This is a genomic window from Quatrionicoccus australiensis (genome assembly GCF_020510425.1).
GTDB lineage: Bacteria > Pseudomonadota > Gammaproteobacteria > Burkholderiales > Rhodocyclaceae > Azonexus > Azonexus australiensis_A.
The window spans coordinates 2,375,055-2,391,574 of the sequence record NZ_JAHBAH010000001.1; the positions used below are offsets into that span (position 1 = coordinate 2,375,055).

Consider the following 16,520-nt stretch of genomic DNA (forward strand, 5'->3'; position numbering starts at 1 on the left):
CCCCGGGCGTTATTCAGGGCGCCGTGCTGCGCCCTGTAGGCAGGGCGTTCAGGCCGCTTCGCCCTCGCCGAGGAAGAGATTGGGCAGGGCGCGCGCATAGCCCTGCTCGCCGACCAGCACGTCGAGGGCCAGCGTCGCCAGGTCGTCGGCGAGCGGATCGACGTTGATATCCTTGTCCTGGAAGAAAGTCTTGATATAGCCGTGGCAGTGCTCGCAGGTTTCGGCCTGGACGGCGCCGCTGCTGCCTTCGAGGCCGAGATAATTGACCACGCTGCCGTCGGTGCACAGCGTGCAGCGGGCGCGCACGGCGTTCCAGCGCGTCGCGCACAGGCTGCATTCCTGATAGCGCAGGCCGGCGACGCCGTCACCGGCGCGCACGATGCTGCCGACCGCGGCGCTGCCGCAGCAGGGGCAGTTTTCCGGCTCACTCTCCAGATTGCTGGCGGTGGGCAGGCCGAGCTGGCGGGCGGCACCGCTCCAGACAACTTGCAGGGCGGCGGCGACGATCAGGTCGATCGTGTCGCGGCCGGCGGCGACGGCCTGTCCTGCAGCAAGCTCGAGGCAGGCGGCGGCGCGTTGTTCGAGACTGGCGCTGGTTTCGGCCTGCAAATCGACGTTGACCGCTGCGGCCAGACTGGCGCAGATCGCCGGCCAGGTATCACGCAGAGCCGCTTGCCCGGCATGCAGCACGGGGTGTTGCGGATCGAGCGTGGCGCTCTGGCGCAGGCCGCTGTCGGCAAGGCCTGCCAAAGCCTGTTGCTGTGCATCCGCCAGGTCAGCCAGCCACAACAGCCAGGGCGCCATGCTGTGGCCGCCGGCGAGATGACGCAGGCGGGCGGCACGGCGGGCGAAGAGATCGGCGGCCGGGGCGAGCAGGGCGGGCGGGGTGACGGTCGAAGGCAGGACTTGGGGTGGCAAATTCGGGGGCGGCAGGTTCATGGTGGCTGGTTGGGGAGTGCTTAGATGACGGGGTGGAGCAGGTTTTCGGCCTGCGTGCCGAGGCGTTCGCTGTGGCTGTAGGCCACGAGCTGGCCGGGGCGGGCGAAGCCGAGCAGCATGATACCGGCAGCTTCGGCCTGGCGAATGGCGAGCGAGGTTGGTGCGGAAATCGCAACCAGGGTGGAGATGCCGGCGGTGGCCGCTTTCTGCACCATTTCATAGGAAGCGCGGCTGGTGACCAGCGCGAAGCCGGCACCGCGTGGCGTTTGCTGGCGGGCGAGGGCGCCGACCAGTTTGTCGAGCGCATTGTGGCGGCCGACATCCTCGCGGCAGCACTGGATGTTGCCAGCGAGATCGGCCCAGGCCGAGCCGTGCGCCGAGCCGGTCTGGCGGCGCAGGGGCTGCCAGTCGTTGAGCTGTTGCAGGCAGCGGTCGATGGCGGCGAGGCTGACTTGTTGCTCGCCCGTCGTTGCGAGCGCGGCCGGCATGCGCGCCACGTCGGCCAGGCTTTCGACGCCGCACAGGCCGCAACCGGTGCGCCCGGCCAGGTTGCGCCGGCGTTCCTTGAGTTGCAGGAAGCGCTGCGGCGCGATGTCCATTTCGATGCTGATGCCGTTGCAGGTGTTGCGCACTTCGAGGTCGTACAGTTCGCGACGATGCGCCAGGATGCCTTCGCCGAGACTGAAGCCGAGGGCGAAATCCTCGAGGTCGGCCGGCGAGGCCAGCATCACGGCCTGCGAAATGCCGTTGTAGACAAGCGCGACCGGGACTTCCTCGATCACTTCATCGTCGCTGGCTGCGGCGACGCCGCGGCAGACGCGGACGACATCGTGCAGGGCGGCGGTTGGCGGCAGAACGGCGTCGTCATCGGACAGGTCGGGGCGGATCAGGAAATCGGCCATGCTGCGGTCCTTCCTCAAAAAGACGGGGGGCACGGCGTCGCCGCCATGCGCCCCCAAAGCGCAAGGTAAAGCTTTACTTGCCGGTGACCTGACGGTACCAGCCGCGATGATGCTGCTTGGCCCAGGCGCGGGTGACCGTGCCGTACCACATGGCGCGCACCGTGCCCTTGACCCAGATCGCGGCATAGACGTGCACCATGATCAGGCCGATCATCACCGCGGCGGCCGCGGCATGCACCACGGCGCCGAGGCGCACGAGGTTGATGTCGAAGCCGAACCAGGCGCGCCAGATGGCCAGGCCGGACAAGGTCATCAGCAGCATGCAGGCGGCGAGCGCCCAGAACATGACTTTCTGGCCGCCGTTGTACTTGCCCTGTTCCGGCATGTCGTGGTCGTTGCCGTCCACCATGTTCTTGGCCTTGGCCAGCCATTCCTTGTCGGCCGGCGTCATCTTGTTGAGATGCTTGAAGCGCAGGAAGATGACCAGGAAGGCGGCGGCCATGATCACCCCGAGGTAGGGGTGGATGATGCGTGCCCAGACCGGACCGCCGAACAGTTGCGTCAGCGGGAAGAAGGCCGGGTGGAAGAAGGCCAGACCGGAGAGGGCGAGCAGGATGAAGCTGATGCCCACCGTCCAGTGGTTGGCGCGTTCGGAAGCGTTGTAGCGCTTCAGGTCTTTCGGATCGCGAATCATTGTGCGTCCTCCTTTTCGCTGTCTTCTCGTTCAATTTCATCCTCGATCTCTTTCGAGACCTCGTTCGGACCCTTGGTCACGTAGTGGAACAGGCTGCCCAGCGCGACGGCACCCAGTGCCAGCGTGGCGAGCGGCTTGGCGAAGCCCTTCCACAGGCCGACCATGGCGCTGATCGCCGGGTTGGCGGGCAGGCCGCTGTAGAGTTCCGGCTTGTCGGCATGGTGCAGCACGTACATCACGTGCGTGCCGCCGACGCCCTGCGGGTCGTAGAGGCCGGCCTGGTCGTAGCCGCGCGTCTTGAGTTCGGCGACGCGGGTGGCGGCGACTTCCTTCATGTCTTCCTTGGAGCCGAACTGGATGGCGCCGGTCGGGCAGGTCTTGACGCAGGCCGGTTCCTGGCCGACCGCGACGCGGTCGGAACACAGCGAGCACTTGTAGGCCTTGCCGTCGTCCTTGGAAATGCGCGGCACGTTGAACGGACAGCCGGTCACGCAGTAGCCGCAGCCGATGCAGTTTTCCTCGTGGAAATCGACGATGCCGTTCTTGTACTGGATGATCGCGCCAGGTGACGGGCAGGCCTTGAGGCAGCCCGGATCGGCACAGTGCATGCAGCCGTCTTTGCGGATCAGCCATTCCAGCTTGCCGTTTTCTTCGGTTTCGGCAAAACGCATGACCGTCCAGGCGTTGGCCGCGAGGTCGGTCGGGTTGTCGTAGACGCCGATGTTCGTACCGACTTCGGCGCGGATGTCGTTCCACTCCGAGCAGGCGACCTGGCAGGCCTTGCAGCCGATGCAGGTGGTGACGTCGATGAGCTTGGCGACTTCGACCGTCTGGCGAATCTGCGTGGACGGCGTGGTGGTCGCCGAGCGGCGGAGGATGTCTAGTGATTGGAGAGCCATGGCTTAAGCCCCTCAGATTTTCTCAAGGTTGACGAGGAAGGCCTTGTACTCCGGCGTCTGCGTATTGCAGTCACCGACGCCAGGCGACAGTGAGTTGGTCAGGAAGCCCTTCTTGGCGACGCTTTCCCAGCCCCAGTGCAGCGGAATGCCGATCTGGTGCACGGTCTGCTGGTTCACCGACAGTTCCTTGACGCGCTTGGTGACCACGGCCTTGGCCTTGATGTAGCCGCGCTTCGAACTGACCTTGACCCAGTCGCCCTGGACGATGCCCTTTTCCTTGGCCAGCACTTCGCCGATTTCGACGAACTGTTCCGGCTGGGCGATGGCGTTCAGGCGTACCGACTTGGTCCAGAACTGGAAGTGCTCGGTCAGACGATAGGTCGTGCCGACATACGGGTATTCCTTGTGCGTGCCGAGGCGCTCGCGGTCGCCCTTGAAAATGCGCACGGCCGGGCTGCTCACCACCTTGGGGTGAAGCGGGTTGGTGCCGAGTGGCGATTCCATCGGCTCGTAATGCTCCGGGAAGGGGCCGTCGACCAGCTTGTCCACACAGAACAGGCGACCGACGCCTTCCGGATTCATGATGAAGGGGTTCATGCCGGTCTCCGGGCCGGCATCGGCCTTGAAGTCGGGAATATCGGCCCCGCTCCAGCGTTCACCGTTCCAGCCGATCAGCTTGCGGCTCGGATCCCAGGCCTTGCCGGCCGGGTCGCAGGAGGCGCGGTTGTACAGGATGCGGCGGTTGGCCGGCCACGACCAGGCCCAGCCCGGCGTGTTGCCGAGACCGGTATCGGTGTTGTCGCGGCGGGCCATCTGATTGCCGGCCTGCGTCCAGCAGCCGGAGAAGATCCAGCAGGCGCAACTGGTCGAGCCGTCGTCCTGGAGCAGCGCGAAGCCGGGCAGCTGTTCGCCCTTCTTGGCCAGCGTCTTGGTCTTGTCCTTGGGGTCGACGATGTCGGCCAGGGCCTTGCCGTTGAGTTCCTTGGCGAGTTCCTCGGCGCTCGGCGACTTCGGATCGCGGTAATTCCAGGCGACGTTGAAGATCGGCTCGGTGACCTTGCCGCCTTCCTTCTGGTACAGCTCGCGCAACTTGACGAACAGCTCGCCGATGATTTCCTGGTCGGCCTTGGCTTCGCCCGGTGCATCGGCGCCCTTCCAGTGCCACTGCAGCCAGCGCGCCGAGCTGACGATGGCGCCGTCTTCTTCGGCAAAGCAGGTCGAGGGCAGGCGGAAGACTTCGGTCTGGATCTGGCTCGGATCGACGTTGTGCGATTCGCCCTGGTTCTGCCAGAAGGTCGAGGTTTCGGTGGCGATCGGATCGATGATCACCATGTACTTGAGCTTGGAGAAGGCCTCGGTGACGCGGTTGGCATCCGGGAAGGAGGCGAGCGGGTTGAAGCCCTGCACGACGAAGCCGTTGATCTTGCCCTGGTGCATCATGTCGACCACCTGCAGGACGTCGTACATCTTGTCCCACTTGGGTAGCCAGTCGAAGCCCCAGTTGTTTTCCTTCGTGGCCTTGTCGCCCCAGAACCACTTCATCTGGCTGACGAAGAATTTCGGGGTGTTCGACCAGTAGTTGAACTGGCCTTCGCTGAGTGTCTTCGGCGTCGTCTTGGCGAGATAGTCGTCGAAAGTCGGATGCGTCTTCTCGTTGGGCAGCGTCATGTAGCCGGGCAGGGCGGTCGACAGCAGGCCGACGTCGGAAAGCCCCTGGATGTTGGAGTGGCCGCGCAAGGCGTTGACGCCGCCGCCGGGCATGCCGATGTTGCCGAGCAGCAGCTGGATCATCGCCATGGTGCGGATGTTCTGCGCGCCGACGGTGTGTTGTGTCCAGCCCAGCGCGTAGAGGATGGTGCCGACCTTGTTCGGCACAGCCGTTTCGCCAAGCATTTCGCAGACCTTGAGGAAGCCTTCCTTCGGCGTGCCGGTCAGGTTGCTGACGACATCCGGCGTATAGCGCGCGAAGTGGGCTTTCATCAGGTTCCAGACGCAACGCGGATGCTGCAGCGTCGGATCGGTCTTGATCTGGCCCTTGGCGTCGAGCTCGTAGCTCCAGCTGGATTTGTCGTACTTGCCTTTTTCCGTGTCGTAGCCGGAGAACAGGCCTTCCTCGAAGCCGAAGCCCTCGCCGATGATGGCGCTGGCATTGGTGTAGGCCTTGACGTATTCCCACTGGATCTTGTCGTTGGCGATCAGCCAGTTGATGACGCCGCCCAGGAAGGGAATGTCGGCGCCGGCGCGGATCGGCAGGTAGAGGTCGGCGACGGCGGCCGTGCGGTTGAAGCGCGGGTCGATCACGACCAGCTTGGCGCCGCGCTGCTTCTTCGCTTCGATCGCCCAGCGGAAGCCGACCGGGTGGGCTTCGGCGGCGTTGCCACCCATGACCAGGATGAAATCGGCATTCTTGATGTCGACCCAGCTGTTGGTCATCGCGCCGCGCCCGAAGGTCGAGGCCAGCGCTGAGACGGTCGGGCCGTGACAGACACGGGCCTGCGCGTCGGTGGCGACGATGCCGAGCGAACGGATGAATTTCTGGGTCAGGATGCCGGTTTCGTTGGAGCCGGCCGAGGCGGTCAGCATCGCCGTGGAAACCCAGCGGTTGACCGGCACGCCGTCGGCATTTTTCTCGATCACGTTGGCGTCGCGGTCGGCCTTCATGTGCTTGGCGACGCGCTCGATGGCCTCATGCCAGCTGATGCGCTTCCATTCCTTGCTGCCGGCCTCGCGCACTTCCGGATACTTCAGGCGGTTCGGGCTGTGGATGAAGTCGAGCAGGCCGGCGCCCTTCGGGCACAGCGCACCGCGGCTGACCGGGTGATCCGGGTCGCCTTCGATGTGGATGATCTCGGCCTTGGCGTTCTTGGCGCCATCGCCCAGGCTGTACATCAGCACGCCGCAACCGACCGAGCAGTAGGTGCAGGTGTTGCGGATTTCGCGGGCGCGGCTCAGCTTGTACTGGCGCACTTCGGCGCGTGCCGCTTCCGGTGCCATGCCGAGCACGGCGAGGCCGGAGCCGCCGAGACCGGCGGCGGATATCTTGAAGAACTGGCGGCGGTTAACCCGCAGGCCGGTTCCTGATTTTTCCTTGCTTTCCATTCAGATCTCCTCTTGCCCCGGCTTGCCCGCCGGGAACCCCTGTCAATGGCCGGTGTGGCGCCGGCATTTCCCCTTGTGCCGCCGGCTTGATGGACGGCGACGATGCAACTGATGGCGGCTACATGTGCAAGCTGCGTGCCTGCTGCTCAATTCCTTAATAAGCAATGAGTTGAAAAAATGACCCTGCCAGCGGGTGGGTCAAAATGTCCCGGTGCGGGACAATTTGACCCAGGTGGCAGAGCCGGTGCGGCTTGCCAGCGGAGCGCCAAAGCCTGTGCGGCGGACGGCCTGGCATGGACGGGGCGGGAAAGCGTGCGAGAATTGCCGCGCCCCCATTACGCACAACTTTTCACGGCAATGAACGAACTCCCGGCAAGCGAAAGCAAATCTCCCTGGCAGCAATATTCCGTGCTGATCGTCGATGACGAGGTCGGCATGGTCAGCTTCCTGCAGCGGGCGCTGAGCAGCCGCTGTGGCGTGGTCGATAGTGCCGGCAGTGTCGAGGCCGCGCGCCCATTGCTCGAGCGCAGCCGTTACGACCTGATCGTGCTCGATATCGCCTTGCCCGGCTGTTCCGGCGTCGACTGGCTGCACGAATTGCGCGAGGAAGGCTATGCCGGCGATGTCGTGCTGATGACCGCCTATGCCGATCTCGACACGGCAATCGAAGCCCTGCGTGCCGGTGCCGCCGATTTCCTGCTCAAGCCTTTTTCGCTGGCCCTGGTGCTCAATGCCATCCAGCGCTGTTTCGAGCGCTCGCGGCTGGCGCGCGAGAATTTTGTCCTGCGCCGTGAGGTCGGTCCGCGCGCTGCGGATGTCGCGGGCGTGATCGGCCAGTCCGAGGCGATATTCAAGGTTTGCGAGCGCCTGAAGAAAATCGCGCCGAGCGCAGCGACCGTGTTGCTGAGCGGCGAGTCCGGCAGCGGCAAGGAAGTCGCGGCGCGTGCCCTGCATGCGTTGAGTGCGCGCGCCGACGGGCCGTTCGTGCCGGTCAATTGCGCGGCAATTGCGGCCGAACTGATCGAGTCGGAACTGTTCGGCCACATCAAGGGCGCCTACACCGGCGCGCAGCAGCGCCGCGAGGGTCTGTTCTACTACGCGCGCGGAGGCACGCTCTTCCTCGACGAAATTTCCGAGTTGCCTTTGTCTGCGCAGGCCAAACTGCTACGCGTGCTTGAGGAAAAACGCATCCGGCCGGTCGGTTCGGAGCAGGAAATCGCCGTCGACGTGCGGGTCATCGCCGCCACCAACCGGGATTTGAAGCTCGAGGTCGGCGAGCAGCGCTTCCGGCAGGACCTCTATTACCGCCTGCAGGTCTTCGAGGTCATGCTGCCGCCCCTGCGCGAGCGTCCGGAAGATATTCCGCTGCTGTTCGATCATTTCGTCGCCCAGCTGGCGCCAAGCCTGGGGGTGCCGCCGCTGCATCTCGATGCGCGCACCCTGGCCCGTCTGGCCGATTACGACTGGCCGGGCAATGTGCGCGAATTGCGCAACCTGATCGAGCGTTCGCTGATTCTCGGCTGGTTCGACATCGGCCATGAACCGGAGGTTGCGCCGGCTGCCTTTTCCTGTGCCGACGAAACACTCGAGGCGGTCGAGAAGTCGCACATCCTCGCGGTGCTCGCCGCCTGTGACGGCAACAAGTCGGAAGCCAGCCGGCGGCTTGGCATCTCGCGCAAGACGATGGACAGGAAGTGCCAGGCCTGGGGCGTCTGATGCGCTTTGGCCGGCGCTCGATCCGCGTTCGCCTGCTGTTGCTGGCGCTGATCCCGCTCGGCTTCGTGCTGCCCCTGACCATCTCGGTGCTGGCCTACTGGGGTGGCGACTACTTCAACCAGTTGCTGGTGACCAAGGTGCGCAGCGACCTGGCGATCGCACACGGGTATTACGAGCGGGTCAGCGAGGGGGTTGGCGGTTCGGTGGCCAGTCTGGCCGACTCGGCGCGCCTGGCGCGCGTGTTGGGAGCGCTGCCGCGACAGCATGACAAGGCGGTCGCCGGCGTGCTCAATGCCGTGCAGCAGGAGCAGAAACTTGATTTTCTCTATTTTCTCGACGTCGACCGTAGCCGGGCCGATGCGCGGGCCTGGCCGGTCGTCGCGGCGGCGCTGAATGGTCAGGCGCGCACCGCGACCGAAGTTTTTTCCGGCGCCCAGCTCTTTGCGATCAGTCCGGCGCTGGCCGAGCGGGCGCGCACGCCGGTGCTCGCTACCGCCAACGCGCGTGCCGATCAGCGCGAGGTCGAAGTGCGCGGCCTGGTCATCCACGCTGCTGCGCCGGTGCGCGATGCGAGCGGACGACTGCTCGGGGTGCTCAGCGGCGGCATCCTGCTCAACAAGAACCTGAGTTTCATCGATCGCCTGAATGCCATCGTCTATCCCGAGGGCGCCCTGCCGTTCGGCAGTGCCGGTACGGCGACCTTGTTCCTCGACAGCGTGCGGGTTGCCACCAACGTGCGCCTGTTCGGCAGTACGCGCGCCATCGGCACCCGCGTTTCGGCCGCGGTCGATGCGGCCGTGCTCGGCGAGGGGCGGACCTGGCTGGACCGCGCCTTCGTCGTCAGCGACTGGTATGTCTCGGCCTATGAGCCCCTGCTCGACAGCCGGCAGCAGCGTATCGGCATGCTCTATGTCGGCTTCCTCGAAGGCCCTTTCGTGACCGCCCGGCAGCACGCCTTTGCCGCGATTGCCGGCGTCTTCCTGCTCGCCATGCTGATCGCCGGGGTTTTTGCGATCTTTTGGGCGCGCAGTGTGTTCCGGCCGATCGAGCGCATGCATTCGACCATGCACGCCATCGAGCGGGGCAATGTCGATGCCCGCGTCGGGCCGCTGTCCACGCCGGATGACCTTGGCATCGTTGCTGCCCACTTCGATCGCATGCTCGATCGTCTGCAGTCGCAGGCCTCGTCGCTCAAGCGCTGGGGCGAGTCGCTCGATGCCAAGGTAGCGGAGCGCACCGCGGCGCTCGAACAGGCGGTGGCCGATCTCAAGGCGGCGCAGTCGCAACTGGTGATGAACGAGAAATTGGCCGCCATCGGGCAGTTGACCGCTGGCGTCGCGCACGAAATCAACAATCCGATCGCCGTCATCCAGGGCAACCTCGACGTGTTGCGCGATCTGCTCGGGCCGCAGGCCGAGCCGGTCGAGCCCGAGATCAAGTTGATCCAGGAGCAGATCCATCGCATTCGCCTGATTGTCGCCAAGCTGCTGCAATTTGCGCGGCCGCAGGACTATGTCGGTTATCTCGAGCCGGTGGCGGCCGCGCCCCTGATCCAGGACAGCCTGATCCTGGTCCGCCAGTTGCTCAAGACGAACAAGATCGCCATCGAGCAGCATGTCGATTCTCAACGCCAGATCACCTGCAACAAGAACGAGTTGCAGCAGGTCATGGTCAATCTGCTGGTCAATGCCATCCAGGCCATGCCGGACGGTGGTCTGCTGACCATTGCGGTCGAGGACTGGGACGCCGCCGACATGCCGCTCGGCATCCGCTTGATCGTCGCCGACTCCGGGCACGGGGTCAGCGAAGCCGACCGCGAGCGCCTGTTCCAGCCCTTCTACACGGCTCGCAAGCCGGGCGGCAACGGCCTTGGGCTGTGGGTCAGCAAATCGCTGGTCGAGCGCTACGGCGGGCGCATCACGATCGAGAACCAGCCCGGGCAGGGCGCCCGCTTCGTCGTCTGGCTGCGCCTCGAGCCGCAGGGGCTGTAGCGCGACGCAGCCAGTTCGCGATCAGTGGGTCGCGAAGGTGAAGGCGTCGGCGAAGAACTCTTCTTCCGGCAGCGCGCACTTCTCGATGAAATCGCGCCGGGCGGCATCGATCATGACCGGGGAGCCGCAGGCATAGACCTGATGGCCCGAGAGATCCGGGAAGTCTGCCAGCACGGCCTGATGCACGAAGCCGGTGCGACCGCTCCAGGCGTCGTCGGCCGCCGGTTCGGAGAGAACCGGCACGTACTTGATGTGCGGATGTTCGGCCGCCCATTTCTCCGGCAGGGCATGCATGTAGAGGTCGGCCCTGGCCTTGGCGCCCCAGTAGATGTGCAGCGGGCGTTCCGACTGGTCGGCGATGGCCTTTTCGACGATCGCCTTGAGCGGCGCGAAACCGGTACCGCCGGCGAGCAGGACGACCGGCTTTTTCGAGTCCTGGCGCAGGAAAAAGCCGCCCTGCGGCCCTTCGAAACGCAGGATGTCGCGTACCTTGAGGCTGTTGAATACCTGTTCGGTGAACAGGCCGCCCGGCACCAGGCGGATGTGCAATTCGATGATGCCGTCGCTGCGCGGTGCATTGGCCAGCGAGTAGCTGCGCCGCTTGCCGTCCTTCAACAGGAAGTCGATGTACTGGCCGGCGAGGAACTGGAACTGCTCGCTGCCCGGCAGACGCAGGTGCATGTCGATGACGTCGGGGGCGAGGCGCTCGAGCTTCTCGATGCGGGCCGGCAGGATCTTGACCGGGAAGTCGTTGGCCGAACTCATCTGCTTGCATTCGATGACCAGGTCGCTCTTCGCTGTGGCGCAGCAATACAGGGTCAGGCCGGCGGCCTTGTCGGCATCGCTCAGCGCATGCGCCTGCGACTTGCCGTGGTCGACGTTGCCGTCGACGACCTTGCCCTTGCAGGCGCCGCAGGCGCCGTCCTTGCAGCCGTAGGGCATGGTCAGGCCCTGGCGCAGGGCGGCTTCGAGGATGGTTTCGTCGGTTTCGGCGGCAAACTGGCGGCCGCTCGGCTGGACGGTAATCTGGTGGCTCATCGGTTCCCCTTGTTGGTCGGCTACAATGCAGCCGTGCAAAAAATACTGATCGTCGGCAGCGGAGACATTGCCCGCCGCATTCTTTCCCGCCTTGCCCAGCGCAGTTGCGTCCATGCCTTGTTGCGCGATCCCGGTCGTGCCGCCGAATGGCGCCTGGCCGGGGCCCGGCCGCTACTGGCCGATCTTGACCAGCCGGCCAGCCTGCAGCGCCTGGCCGGTCTGGCCGATGCCGTGCTGCATCTCGCACCACCGCCCGGCGAAGGCCTCCACGACTCGCGCACCCGGCATTTGCTGGCTGCCTTGAGCAAGGGCAAAAGTCTACCACGCCGCCTGATCTACGTTAGTACGACCGGGGTGTACGGTGATTGCGCTGGCGAGGTCATCGACGAAACGCGTCGCCTGCAGCCGGAAAGCAGCCGTGCCGCGCGCCGGGTCGATGCCGAACGCTGCCTGCGCGCCTGGGGGCGGCACAACGGCGTGAGCGTTTCCATCCTGCGTGCTCCGGGCATCTACGCCGCCGATCGCCTGCCGTTCGAGCGCCTGAAAAAGGGCCTGCCGGCGCTGTGTACCGCTGACGACGTGTATACCAACCACATTCATGCCGAGGATCTGGCCAGCGCCTGTGTTGCCGCGCTGCGCCACGGCCGGGCCAATCGCGCCTACAATGTCGTCGATGATTCCGACCTGAAAATGGCCGACTATTTCGATCGGGTGGCGGATGCCTTCGCGCTGTCCCGGCCGCCGCGTCTGAGTCGTGCCGAAGCCGCCCGCCAGCTCTCGCCGGTGCAGATGTCCTTCATGCGCGAATCGCGCCGGATCGGCAATCGGCGGCTCAAAAAAGAATTCAAACTGCGTCTCGCGTACCCGACAGTCGATGCCGGGATAGCAGAGGCGCTTGCAAGGAGAAACGCATGTTGATCGTCAAGGCCCTGCATATATCGCTGGTCGTTGCCTGGTTTGCCGGGCTGTTCTACCTGCCGCGCATTTTCGTGAACCTGGCGATGGTGCCGGACGACAGTCCGGCCGAGCGCGACCGCCTGCTGCTGATGGCCGGTAAGCTGTTCAAGTTCATGACGCCGCTCGGCATCCTCGCCGTACTGCTCGGCCTGTGGCTGTGGTTCGCCTATAATTTTTCCGGCGGCTGGCTGCATGCCAAGACTTTCCTGGTCGCCCTGCTCGTCGTCTACCACGTGCATTGCGGCATGACGCTCAAGGCTTTCCGCCTCGGGCGCAATACCCGCAGTCACGTCTGGTTCCGCTTTTATAACGAAATGCCCGTGCTGGTGCTGTTTGCCGTGGTCTTTCTTGCCGTCCTGAAGCCCTTCTGATGAATAAATATTTCGCAATCTGCCCGCGCGGCCTCGAAGAACTGCTGCTTGAAGAACTGCGCGCCGTCGGCGGCGAGGACCTGCACGCGATTCATGGCGGCGTCTTCTTCTCCGGCGAGTGGAGCGTCTGCTACCGGGCCAATCTCGAGTCGCGCCTGGCGACGCGCATCCTCAAGCATGTCGTGAAGGGACCGTACGCCAGCGAAGAGGACATCTACCGCCTCGCCGTGCGTCAGTTGTGGCCGAATCATTTCGCGGTGACCCGCACCATGCGCGTCGTCACGACGGCGATCAAGTGCCCGCTCAAGTCGCTCGATTTCGTCACCCTGCGCGTCAAGGACGCCGTCTGCGACCGCTTCCGCGAGGACAAGGGCGAGCGGCCGAATATCGAGACGCGGCATCCCGATGTCAGCGTGCACGTCTTCCTGACCGAGAACGAATGCACGCTGTATCTCGACACCTCCGGCCAACCGCTGTGGCAGCGCGGTTTCCGCAAGGCCAGCGTGGAAGCGCCGCTGAAGGAAAATCTCGCCGCCGGCATCCTGAAAATGACCGGTTGGCAGCCCGGCATGGCCCTGGTCGATCCGATGTGCGGTAGCGGCACCTTCCTGCTCGAAGCCGTGCAGATGGCGCTCGATCGCGCGCCCGGCCTGGATCGCGGTTTTGCCTTTGAGCTGTTGTCGAGCTTCGAGGCGATGAACTGGGCCAACATCCGGCAGGCCGCCATGGCGCGCGTCAAGCCGGTCGAGCCGATGGACATCCGCGGTTACGATCTCGACGAAACCGCCGTGCGCGCCACCCGGCGCAATCTGCAGGAAGCCGGTTTTGCCAATGCCGTGACGGTCGACCGTGCAGATATCCTCGAAACCCAGCCGCTCACCGAGAATGGCATCATGGTGACCAACCCGCCTTACGGCGAGCGGATCGGCGAGCAGGACGAACTCGCCTGTTTGTACCCGCAACTCGGTTCGGCCCTGAAAAAGCACTGGGCCGGCTGGAACTGTTTCTTCTTCACCGCCGACCTGCGTTTGCCCAAGCTGGTCGGTCTGCGCCCCAGCCGCAAGACGCCGCTGTTCAACGGACCGCTCGAATGTCGCCTGTTCGAGATCCGCATGGTGGCCGGCAGCAACCGCAAGCCGGCGTGAGAGGAATGCCTTAGGCATCGATTTTTTTTGATCCTGGTCAGCCTTTTGGTCCGACCAATATGCGAGCATCAGCTTTTTTAAAACAATATCCGGAGGAGAAAGCAATGTCAGTTCAGGCCCAATACCAACAAAAGCGCATGTCGGCCGCCGATGCCATTCGTGTCGTCAAGAATGGCGACACCATCGTCGTCCCGACCGCGGTCGGCGAACCGCCTTCGCTGCTGACGGCCTTGTCCGAAGCGCGCCGCGATTTTCGCGATGTCACCGTGTCGCAGATCCTGCCGGTGCGCAAGTACGCCTATTTCGATCCGGAAACCGTTGAGAACATCCGCCACACCGCCTACTTCTTCAGCGGCGCCTCGCGTCAGGGCGGCCAGGAGGGCTGGATCGACTTCATTCCGGCCTATTTCTCCGAGCTGCCGTCGCTGATCAACAACAACCTGAGCCCGGCCGATGTCGTGTTCACGATGGTTTCGCCGATGGACGAGCACGGCTATTTCTCGCTGTCGCTGGCCCCGGACTACACCATGGCGGCGATCGCCAAGGCCCGTGCCGTGGTACTCGAAGTCAATCCGAACGTGCCCTTCGCCAACGGCAATTGCCACATCCACATCTCGCAGGTGGCGGCGCTGACCGAGAGCAACGATCCCATCCTCGAAGTCGGTCTGCCCAAGATCGGTCCGGTCCAGCAGGCCATCGGCAAGTACGTTGCCGACATGATCCCGGATGGTGCAACCCTGCAGATCGGCTACGGCGGCATTCCCGATGCGGTGGTCATGCAGCTGACCCACAAGCACGATCTCGGTATCCATACCGAAATGGTCGGCGACGGCATCATGACCCTGGTCGAAGCCGGCGTGATCACCAACAGCAAGAAGAACTACGGGCGCGGCAAGATCCTCGCCACCTTTGCCCTCGGTTCGAAGAAGCTGTACCAGTTCATGAACCGCAACCCGGCGCTCGAAATGCACCCGGTCGACTTCACCAACGACCCGTATCTGGCTGGCCAGAACGACAACCTGCACGCCATCAACGCGACCATGCAGATCGACTTCATGGGCCAGTGCGGCTCGGAAAGCCTCGGTTCGGCGCCGTATTCCGGCACCGGCGGCCAGGCCGACTTCGTGCGCGCGGCGAATCGTTCGAACGGCGGCAAATCCTTCATCGTGCTGCCGTCGACCGCCAAGGACGACACCATCTCGCGCATCGTGCCGACCCTGTCGGCCGGTACGCACGTGACGACCAGCAAGAACGACATCAACTACGTCGTCACCGAGTTCGGCGTCGCCCAGTTGCGCGGCAAGACCGCCAAGCAGCGCACCGAAGCCCTGATCGGCATTGCCCATCCGGACTTCCGCGGCGAACTGCGCGAAGCGGCCAAGAAGATGAAGCTGCTCTGAGTTCCGGGGGGCTCCAATGCAATTGCAACGCCGCTTTTCCGACCAGGAACTCGAGCAGATCATCGAGGAGGCGACCATCTACATGTGCGCCTGTCCTGGTCAGGTGGCAGTGCAGTTGCGGAGCCTGCGCGAACTGTTCCGCTACCAGGGCAATTGCGAAATCGAGCCGGGCAACATCCCGGCTGTGCACCAGGCCATCGCTGCCGCAACGGCAGAGGCCTATGCGCTGATGGAGGATTGCCTTGATCAGGTGCTCGAGCTCGAGGGCTGGGACCGGACGACGCTGCAAATGCCCGAAGGCCTGCGCCGCAAGCGTGCGGAAATGCTCGATCGCGACGACTGAGCGGTCTGCCGGTGCAAGCCGCCGGCCATTACATACTGTTGCAATTGAGTCCGCCCGATCTGCCGATAATTCGCTATCTTGTAAGCGTGAGTCTGGAAGATCGGGTGTTCCCATGAAATTACTGAAATCTCTGTCCTTGCTGGCATTTCTGGTCATCGCCGGAGCCGGCAGTGCCTGGGCGCATGGCAGTCGGGTCGGCGTTTATGTCGGCCCTTACTGGGGCTATCCGTCGCCCTGGTTCTATCCCCCTTATTACCGGCAGGAAGTGATTGTCGTGCAGCCGGCGCCGCCGCCGGAGCCAACCGTCTACATCGAGAAGCAGGAAGCCGCTGCGCCCGAGCCGGCGCAGGCACCTGCCCAGCAATACTGGCATTACTGCGCAGCCAAGAAGGGCTATTACCCCTACGTCAAGGAATGTCCGGGTGGCTGGCAGAAGGTTCTGCCGCAGCCGGAAAAGTGAGCAAATCATGAACATGCAGAAAAATTCCATGATGCGACTTTTGCCGCTCGCCGGTTTCCTGGCACTCGGTGCCTGTACCGTCATGCCGACCGGGCCGAGTGTGATGGCCCTGCCCGGCAGTGGTCAGTCGATCGAGCGCTTCCGTGCGGATGATGTTTATTGCCGCCAGTTTGCGCATACCCAGATCGGCGGCAAGACGGCCGAAGAGGCGGCGCAGAAGTCGGCGGTGACCAGTGCGGCGGTCGGAACGGCGGTCGGCGCGCTGGCCGGTGCGGCAATTGGCGGCGATGGGCGCGGTGCGGCGATTGGTGCCGGTGCCGGCCTGTTGCTCGGCAGTGCGGCGGGTTCCGATGCGGCGCGCGCTTCCGGCGTCGGTACCCAGCGCCAGTACGACAATGCCTACGTGCAGTGCATGTATGCCCAGGGACATCGTGTCCCGGTGCCGGCCAGTATGGCGACGCCGCGTGCGTCAGCTTCCGCGCCATCCCCCACGGCGGTGCGTGCCGCCGATGCCGGCATTCCTCCGCCGCCGCCGGGTTTGCCCCCGCCGCCGCCAGCCCGATAGG

15 protein-coding genes are annotated in these 16,520 nt (G+C 64.5%); 9 read left to right on the forward strand and 6 right to left on the reverse strand.

What is annotated here, in order from left to right; genetic code table 11:
- Nucleotides 1-48: 48 nt before the first annotated feature.
- The 5 genes from KIG99_RS11385 to fdnG form a co-directional block, all read right to left on the reverse strand.
- Nucleotides 49-939: a formate dehydrogenase accessory protein FdhE gene (locus KIG99_RS11385; RefSeq protein WP_226460278.1), complete on the reverse strand. Its 891-nt coding sequence runs from the start codon at nt 937-939 to the stop codon at nt 49-51.
- Nucleotides 940-959: 20 nt separating this feature from the next.
- Nucleotides 960-1,841, reverse strand: a complete 882-nt coding sequence (fdhD, locus tag KIG99_RS11390; protein WP_226460279.1) for a formate dehydrogenase accessory sulfurtransferase FdhD — start codon at nt 1,839-1,841, stop codon at nt 960-962.
- Nucleotides 1,842-1,914: 73 nt separating this feature from the next.
- Nucleotides 1,915-2,535 carry a formate dehydrogenase subunit gamma gene (locus KIG99_RS11395; RefSeq protein WP_226460280.1) on the reverse strand — a complete coding sequence of 207 codons (621 nt, stop codon included), beginning with the start codon at nt 2,533-2,535 and terminating at the stop codon, nt 1,915-1,917.
- Nucleotides 2,532-3,434 carry a formate dehydrogenase subunit beta gene (fdxH, locus tag KIG99_RS11400; RefSeq protein ID WP_226460281.1) on the reverse strand — a complete coding sequence of 301 codons (903 nt, stop codon included), beginning with the start codon at nt 3,432-3,434 and terminating at the stop codon, nt 2,532-2,534. Before fdxH ends, KIG99_RS11395 begins: the two co-directional genes overlap by 4 nt.
- Nucleotides 3,435-3,446: 12 nt before the next feature.
- A complete protein-coding gene (fdnG, locus tag KIG99_RS11405) occupies nt 3,447-6,503 on the reverse strand; it encodes a formate dehydrogenase-N subunit alpha (RefSeq protein WP_226461819.1) in 3,057 nt (1,018 codons plus the stop codon).
- A gap of 387 nt (nt 6,504-6,890) precedes the next feature.
- On the opposite strand from fdnG, the gene KIG99_RS11410 reads away from it, so the two are divergent.
- Nucleotides 6,891-8,249: a sigma-54-dependent transcriptional regulator gene (locus tag KIG99_RS11410; protein ID WP_226461820.1), complete on the forward strand. Its 1,359-nt coding sequence runs from the start codon at nt 6,891-6,893 to the stop codon at nt 8,247-8,249.
- Entirely contained in the window at nt 8,249-10,240 is a 1,992-nt protein-coding gene (locus KIG99_RS11415) for a sensor histidine kinase (RefSeq protein ID WP_226460282.1), read from the forward strand. Before KIG99_RS11410 ends, KIG99_RS11415 begins: the two co-directional genes overlap by 1 nt.
- Before the next feature lie 21 nt (nt 10,241-10,261).
- On the opposite strand, the gene KIG99_RS11420 is transcribed toward KIG99_RS11415, so the two are convergent.
- Nucleotides 10,262-11,278, reverse strand: a complete 1,017-nt coding sequence (locus KIG99_RS11420) for a CDP-6-deoxy-delta-3,4-glucoseen reductase (RefSeq protein ID WP_226460283.1) — start codon at nt 11,276-11,278, stop codon at nt 10,262-10,264.
- 33 nt (nt 11,279-11,311) lie between these two features.
- Between KIG99_RS11420 and KIG99_RS11425 the strand changes: the two genes are divergently transcribed.
- From KIG99_RS11425 to KIG99_RS11455, 7 genes are all read left to right on the forward strand, one after another.
- A complete protein-coding gene (locus tag KIG99_RS11425; protein ID WP_226461821.1) occupies nt 11,312-12,196 on the forward strand; it encodes an SDR family oxidoreductase in 885 nt (294 codons plus the stop codon).
- The gene (locus KIG99_RS11430) at nt 12,190-12,606 is read left to right on the forward strand and encodes a CopD family protein (RefSeq protein ID WP_226442068.1); all 417 of its coding nucleotides are present in this window, start codon (nt 12,190-12,192) and stop codon (nt 12,604-12,606) included. The genes KIG99_RS11425 and KIG99_RS11430 overlap by 7 nt, the downstream gene beginning before the upstream one ends.
- On the forward strand, nt 12,603-13,751 hold the full coding sequence (locus KIG99_RS11435) for a THUMP domain-containing class I SAM-dependent RNA methyltransferase (protein WP_226461822.1): 1,149 nt from the start codon (nt 12,603-12,605) through the stop codon (nt 13,749-13,751). The genes KIG99_RS11430 and KIG99_RS11435 overlap by 4 nt, the downstream gene beginning before the upstream one ends.
- Before the next feature lie 104 nt (nt 13,752-13,855).
- Nucleotides 13,856-15,151, forward strand: a complete 1,296-nt coding sequence (locus KIG99_RS11440; protein WP_226460284.1) for an acetyl-CoA hydrolase/transferase family protein — start codon at nt 13,856-13,858, stop codon at nt 15,149-15,151.
- A gap of 16 nt (nt 15,152-15,167) precedes the next feature.
- Nucleotides 15,168-15,494, forward strand: coding sequence for a hypothetical protein (locus tag KIG99_RS11445; RefSeq protein WP_226460285.1), 327 nt, complete (start codon nt 15,168-15,170; stop codon nt 15,492-15,494).
- A 112-nt stretch (nt 15,495-15,606) separates the two neighbouring features.
- Nucleotides 15,607-15,954, forward strand: coding sequence for a hypothetical protein (locus KIG99_RS11450; protein ID WP_226460286.1), 348 nt, complete (start codon nt 15,607-15,609; stop codon nt 15,952-15,954).
- Between the two features lie 28 nt (nt 15,955-15,982).
- Nucleotides 15,983-16,519: a YMGG-like glycine zipper-containing protein gene (locus tag KIG99_RS11455; RefSeq protein WP_226460287.1), complete on the forward strand. Its 537-nt coding sequence runs from the start codon at nt 15,983-15,985 to the stop codon at nt 16,517-16,519.
- Nucleotide 16,520 lies beyond the last annotated feature (1 nt).

What these genes read in the sequence shown, in the direction of transcription:
- KIG99_RS11455 (WP_226460287.1), top strand. Translation starts at nt 15,983, where the DNA reads ATGATGCGACTTTTGCCGCTCGCCGGTTTCCTGGCACTCGGTGCCTGT.
- KIG99_RS11445 (WP_226460285.1), top strand. Translation starts at nt 15,168, where the DNA reads ATGCAATTGCAACGCCGCTTTTCCGACCAGGAACTCGAGCAGATCATC.
- KIG99_RS11420 (WP_226460283.1), bottom strand. Translation starts at nt 11,278, where the DNA reads ATGAGCCACCAGATTACCGTCCAGCCGAGCGGCCGCCAGTTTGCCGCC.
- KIG99_RS11440 (WP_226460284.1), top strand. Translation starts at nt 13,856, where the DNA reads ATGTCAGTTCAGGCCCAATACCAACAAAAGCGCATGTCGGCCGCCGAT.
- KIG99_RS11450 (WP_226460286.1), top strand. Translation starts at nt 15,607, where the DNA reads ATGAAATTACTGAAATCTCTGTCCTTGCTGGCATTTCTGGTCATCGCC.
- KIG99_RS11395 (WP_226460280.1), bottom strand. Translation starts at nt 2,535, where the DNA reads ATGATTCGCGATCCGAAAGACCTGAAGCGCTACAACGCTTCCGAACGC.
- fdhD (WP_226460279.1), bottom strand. Translation starts at nt 1,841, where the DNA reads ATGGCCGATTTCCTGATCCGCCCCGACCTGTCCGATGACGACGCCGTT.
- KIG99_RS11385 (WP_226460278.1), bottom strand. Translation starts at nt 939, where the DNA reads ATGAACCTGCCGCCCCCGAATTTGCCACCCCAAGTCCTGCCTTCGACC.
- KIG99_RS11410 (WP_226461820.1), top strand. Translation starts at nt 6,891, where the DNA reads ATGAACGAACTCCCGGCAAGCGAAAGCAAATCTCCCTGGCAGCAATAT.
- fdxH (WP_226460281.1), bottom strand. Translation starts at nt 3,434, where the DNA reads ATGGCTCTCCAATCACTAGACATCCTCCGCCGCTCGGCGACCACCACG.
- KIG99_RS11415 (WP_226460282.1), top strand. Translation starts at nt 8,249, where the DNA reads ATGCGCTTTGGCCGGCGCTCGATCCGCGTTCGCCTGCTGTTGCTGGCG.
- KIG99_RS11430 (WP_226442068.1), top strand. Translation starts at nt 12,190, where the DNA reads ATGTTGATCGTCAAGGCCCTGCATATATCGCTGGTCGTTGCCTGGTTT.